Origin of the sequence: Paenibacillus sp. IHBB 3054 (genome assembly GCF_051594305.1) — a bacterium.
Taxonomy (GTDB): domain Bacteria; phylum Bacillota; class Bacilli; order Paenibacillales; family Paenibacillaceae; genus Paenibacillus_AQ.
On the sequence record NZ_JBOFBG010000076.1, the window covers coordinates 1 to 5,484 of the forward strand.

4 protein-coding genes are annotated in these 5,484 nt (G+C 40.0%); 1 reads left to right on the top strand and 3 read right to left on the bottom strand.

Features of this window, described 5'->3' with window-relative positions; translation table 11 throughout:
- Nucleotides 1–1,167: 1,167 nt before the first annotated feature.
- Nucleotides 1,168–2,868, top strand: coding sequence for a DUF4127 family protein (locus ACQ76X_RS35380; protein WP_438498568.1), 1,701 nt, complete (start codon nt 1,168–1,170; stop codon nt 2,866–2,868).
- Here the strand turns inward: ACQ76X_RS35380 and ACQ76X_RS35385 are convergent.
- From ACQ76X_RS35385 to ACQ76X_RS35395, 3 genes are read right to left on the bottom strand one after another with little or no spacing between them, the layout of a single operon-like run.
- Nucleotides 2,849–3,313 (bottom strand): hypothetical protein, encoded by a 465-nt coding sequence (locus ACQ76X_RS35385; RefSeq protein WP_438498570.1) that lies wholly within the window; start codon nt 3,311–3,313, stop codon nt 2,849–2,851. The two genes, ACQ76X_RS35380 and ACQ76X_RS35385, sit on opposite strands and share 20 nt — an antisense overlap.
- A gap of 17 nt (nt 3,314–3,330) precedes the next feature.
- A complete protein-coding gene (locus ACQ76X_RS35390) occupies nt 3,331–3,630 on the bottom strand; it encodes a hypothetical protein (RefSeq protein WP_438498571.1) in 300 nt (99 codons plus the stop codon).
- Between the two features lie 55 nt (nt 3,631–3,685).
- Nucleotides 3,686–5,149, bottom strand: coding sequence for a discoidin domain-containing protein (locus ACQ76X_RS35395; RefSeq protein WP_438498572.1), 1,464 nt, complete (start codon nt 5,147–5,149; stop codon nt 3,686–3,688).
- Nucleotides 5,150–5,484 lie beyond the last annotated feature (335 nt).

Here is a 5,484-nt window from a genome sequence, read left to right on the forward strand (position 1 = left end):
TCTCGGTGTTGGCACAACTAAGGATCTCCTTTTTTGCTGTCTAGTTTCTATGTAGCATTATACTTCAGCCGCTATTGGATTGGCGCATGGAAAGCAAGTTTTTTGTTTTCCGTGGTTGGACGATGAGTGGAAAAATTTAATAAGAGGAAGGTTGGCCCATTGTTCGGATGTACTAAGAAGAAGTAACAGGATAATACTTATTCCCGTATTAAACTTATCGATTGTTGAAGACTTTATTGATGAGGCTGTGTATTTATCATAGAAATAATATTGGCGTAAGATAAGTTGCGTTCAAGAACCGAGGCTTGGGTCAGGTCACAAAAATTTGGGGTTCTAAAACCAAGGTAATGTTTAGTTGTAACATTTTTGCAAAGGCAAGCTGGTGATAATGTAGGGATTTTTGATTACCTTGGGGAGATCAACATGACGAATATATGTCGATGTTGTGGATTTCACTTTGGCTTTGATGATGACGATATGGATGATAAAAAATTGTATACAAGATATGGAACGAGAAATGGGTTAATGGAGGATGTTTATGGTTTTCCAAGGGTAGGAAATCTCCTCCCAATTGGAACCCTATAGGACAACTTTAAAACTTAAACCACTAATTTCTGATGGACAACCACGCTTAGGACTAGCGGTCAAGATCCCAAAAATAAACTTTGAAAAAACACCTAGGCTGCAAAGCGGCGCCGGTACTCCACTGGCGTTAGTTTGTTTAGTTTGCTTTGCACCCGTTCCTCATTTTGACATGGTGGAATAAATGCATAAAATCACATGAATCTTCACCTGTTAGAACATCATTTTATACGAAGAAATAAGGTTTGGCTTGGAGGTAGTTGCTTCACTAGATACAGAAGTTTACTTTTTGAAAAAATCAATTGCAAAAGCTTCGAAAAAAGTACTTAAAGAAATGCATGCTAAAAACTACAGAGGATATTGAAGAGTTAAAAAGGCAAATACAATAACAGGTTTTCGGTGTAAGACCTTGAGGATATAATAGTCCTCAAGGTCTTTTTTTTGCCCCCCCGGTGCCCCCAGTACCTCGCTGGACGAACAACAAACAAAATATTTTTTTGGTTGTATTACGTCCGCTTAAATTACCCTATAAGTAAGGCACAAATAAAGGAGAACGAAATGGATTTGGGAGGGAGCTTGATAATAATGAAAAATGTACTGTATGTACCGTTGGATGATAGACCGGTCAACCTGGATGATGTCATTGTCCAAGGGAGATCGGCGGGGATCAATGTGATCACGCCAAGTGTGGGCGATCTTAGAAACCGGCTGGATTCACAAAAGACAGCATCGGGAACAACATTACTGGCGACCTCTTCACCCGCCTATGGGAATACCGCAAACATCCGGCAGTTTATTCTTGATAATGCAGCCTCTGTAGATGGCTTTATCATCTCAACAGATATGCTAGCTTATGGGGGCTTGATCGGAAGTCGCCGTCTTCGGACGAGTGCAGGCGGAGCTTACCCGGATTATGATGCGACTATCACGAATCTGCTCGACGTGATTCGTTTAGTTAAACAATCTTATCCTAAGAAGCCGGTCTATGTACTGGATACCATTTTGAGGTTAGCCACAACGATTTTTGCAGAAGGTTTAACCTTTGAAGCCTATACAGAATCACGCAATCTCATGTTACAGCCACGGAAAAGTTTTTCACAGTTTGCTGATATTCTCACCGGATATAACTTGTCGCCAACCGGTTCTTATGGCAGTACGACCCATTTTAATAAAGACCAGTATTACAATACCAGACAGCACAAGTTCAAGAGTAATCGTTACATTCTAGAGAAGCTGGTCCAAGCGGGATACATTGATTTTCTTGCGGTGGGTGTCGATGATGCCAATACGCAGGGGGTACAGATCAATGAGATTAACTTTCTGGAAGGGCGCATCAATGCTTGTCTTGGCGGAAAGAACGGTCAAAATCCAGAACGGGCTATTATTCTTCCGGATGCAGACGGATTGGGGCAGGCGCTATTGGCACGCATGGCGAATCAGCTCTACCGCTGCGGAATAAAGCCAAGGTATACCGTGCAATACTTTGGACCACATGGCTCCACCATCACCAGTCCATATGAATATATGGATGTGCATCAAAATATTTTGCGTCATGTGGATATTGCTGGCGGAAAGTCTGTGAGCACTTCACCTACCGTGGAAATTATCGCGATAACTGCTGCGAATCAGGTAACGGCTGCGGTCAGCCGGATTGCTGCCAATAGTACCCAACACTTTCCAACTGTAGTTATTGATTTTGTGGGTGGCGGCGCAGCGAATGCCACTGTGACCGAAGCATTGCTGGGTAGCGAGCATACCGGGAGTATCTTAGGATACAGTGGCTGGAACACGCCAGGTAACAAAATCGGGATTGCACTGGGTATGGGCCAGGCGCGGTATACGTACTTGGTTACGGAAAAAGATGCCGAGGCACTCAGTTCAGCAGTCAACGCTCACGGTACGCTTTTGTTTAAGCGATTCTTGAAAGACTATTATTACAAAACGTTGGCCATTGGTGAAATCCGGGAGTACTCGAGAGCCAATTCTTTGTATACAAATATCGCTACGATTGCAGATCAAAATATGCTTTTGTTCAATAGTCCAGCAGACTATTCTCATTTACAAGACGTGCTTAGGGAGCGGATGCAGACGCATACAGCCTCACTCTCCGGGAAAAGTGCATTCCTTATCGGCGATTCTGGAACGGCTTATAACGTCCGCCAGATTTGTGGGACCACTTGGTCATTTTCGGAATATGTCAGTGCAGAACTCCTTCATGATGATCCCGATTTTATTTGGGGCCGTGCTTTTGAGATTACTTTGAATCCTAATGTGTCTTTAGAATAAGTGTTAAGACAAATAAGACAGGAATAACTAAGATAACGCCAAAAAGAAATAAAATTACTGGAAGGTTATTAGAGGTAGCCTCAGGTTCAGTGAAATTAACTTGTCCTGACCCCATTTCAAGGACTCCGTTTTTAGTAGGAGAAGCAGCACGGTTTTCCTTAATACTTTTTATTTTTTCATCAAAAACGGATTTGGATATTGTTTTCTCTGCGTGGAGGCTACCTGATGTAGCGTTGTTGCTGTTCAGATCTATTACTCGTTCCCCTGCTATCCCATGGATGTATAAAGCATCTATACCATATCTAACGTCACTAACAAGTTTGATGTCTTCTCCTTCTTTAAGGGATGATTGTGTTGCTAAAAATGATTGCTCATTATTTATATTACTAGTAATGTTGAATATCTCCCACGAGCCTGAGTCATTGTTTGAATAAATTGTTCCCATATCAATGTTATTCAATTTTATTGAAAAGATATAACCTGCAAAACTAACTCACTACTATTTGCATTATCAGATATTTTGTAGTAAGCAGTTCCTGAACTTAATTGTACATTTTCAAAATTTTGTTTTTCTTCGAGGCCGTATTCTGATTTCACTGAATTCAACGAATCAAGATACTTTAATTTGAATTCATTTTGTATAGTTGTTTTAATCTGTTCATTCGGAGCCGGCTCAAAAGAATCAGCAAAGATGAAGGTACTAAAGTTAAATAACAAGAGATTGAATATGAGGAAAGAAGAAAAAAACCATTTCTTTTTCATTAAATAAAGTCTCCTTGATAAAAACCCACCTGATTCAGGTGGGTTTTTGCTATGATTAGAGTTTTAGGCTACTGAGAGTAGCCTTTATTTCATTCAGTTGAAAATAATAACTCCCCCTATCATCAACATTAAGTTTGGTCGCATAAATCCTTATAAACTTTGCTGAAACGGGAGTAGTAAAATTGAAATTCTTTGCAGATCCGTTATTAACATAATTGGTATATGATTGATTTGGAATATCTGTCCACAGTATAGCGTTATTGCTAGCTTGAATACTGAAATCCTTTGGGAAGCTTAAGGTTGCTCGCGGGGATAGCGTAATTCCGCTAACCGATTTTATACTTCCTAAATTCAAAATAACCCATTCTGTGTTTGACTCATTGCTATGTGCCACACTTGACCACGAAGTCGCAGTATTATTATCTGATAATCTGCTGGCAGGCCAGTCAATTAAGCTTGATGATGCAGCCACATTGGTGATGTTAGCCTTGAATTCGGCAAGCTGGAAATAGTACGAGCCCATGTCATCCTTACTTAATTTAGTGGCGTGGACCCGGATATACTTAGCTAGTACTGAGCTCTCAAAAGTAAAGGTTTGCACACTCCCGTTATTTACATAATTGGTATAGCTTTGGTTTGGAACATCAGACCAAGTTAAAGCATCATTGCTGGTCTGGATCTTGAAATCTTTAGGAAAACTATAGGTTCCTCGGGGAGTTAAGCTAATACTGCCTACAGTCTCCATGTTGCCTAAATCGAAGGCAATCCACTCTGTAGCTGATTCACTCCCATGAGCCGGAGTAGACCAAAGGGTGGAGGTATTATTATCAGTTAATCTGTTAACAGACCAACCTTGCAAGCTAGATGAGGCTGCAATATTGCTAAGATCAGCATTGAACTCGGATAATTGAAAGTAATAGTTGCCCATATCATCTTTCCCCAACTTTGTTGCATACACCCGAACATATCTGGCTACCACTGAACTATCAAATTTAAACGATTGCACAGAACCGTTATTAACATAGTTTGTATAAGACTGATGTGGGACGTCAGACCATGTTACAGCGTTATCACTGAATTGGATTTTGAAATCTTTTGGAAAGCCTAATGTGGTTCTGGGAGTTAAACTGATTCCACTAATAATATGATTTTCACCTAAATCCGTAGCAACCCACTCCTGTCCAGTTTCTACAGGGTGACCATTACTTGACCAAAAGGTGCTAGAGCTGCTGTCACCTAATCTATAAGCTTCAAAACCACTATATTCAGAAGAGGTAAACATGGGAGGTTTTTTTGAACTGATTTTTTTAGTCGTATTGCCGTTGGAGTCGTATAGGTAATAAGTTGTTTCAGAGGGGGATATTTTATAATTCAATCTGCTGCTCCCATTGGAGTATTGATAATAGCTGGCGTTATTTTTCAATGACTCTACATCGGCTGGTTCAGCGTACACTTGGCTCAAGTTACAAAGAAGCACAAGTATTGACGATATCAAGCATACTTTTTTTGTAAGCTTCATTCTTTTAGCACCTTTCATAAGTCACATAGTATTTTTCAACAATGGTAAATGAAATAATTTCCTGTTAAATTATACTAAGATTGAATGTAATTTGTATACGGGAATTCGGTTCAAAAGAGTGGAAGCCATTGTAATTTCTCCTAATGACTCGTGGTACGTATGCAAACAAGGGATATAATCCGATAATTACCTAAAAGGGGAAAACGAAAGGAGGAGATATATCCTGGTTGTTCTAGTTAGCATATTGTTTCTTATATTTAGTGTCTTTGCGGGAGTGGGAATTTGGTTGTCAGTATTGAATATATTGCTCCTTATGGATAAGGAGACTGGTTTTA

Coding starts and splice junctions, on each gene's coding strand:
- ACQ76X_RS35380 (WP_438498568.1), top strand. CDS start 1,168: ATGAAAAATGTACTGTATGTACCGTTGGATGATAGACCGGTCAACCTG.
- ACQ76X_RS35385 (WP_438498570.1), bottom strand. CDS start 3,313: ATGGGAACAATTTATTCAAACAATGACTCAGGCTCGTGGGAGATATTC.
- ACQ76X_RS35390 (WP_438498571.1), bottom strand. CDS start 3,630: ATGAAAAAGAAATGGTTTTTTTCTTCTTTCCTCATATTCAATCTCTTG.
- ACQ76X_RS35395 (WP_438498572.1), bottom strand. CDS start 5,149: ATGAAGCTTACAAAAAAAGTATGCTTGATATCGTCAATACTTGTGCTT.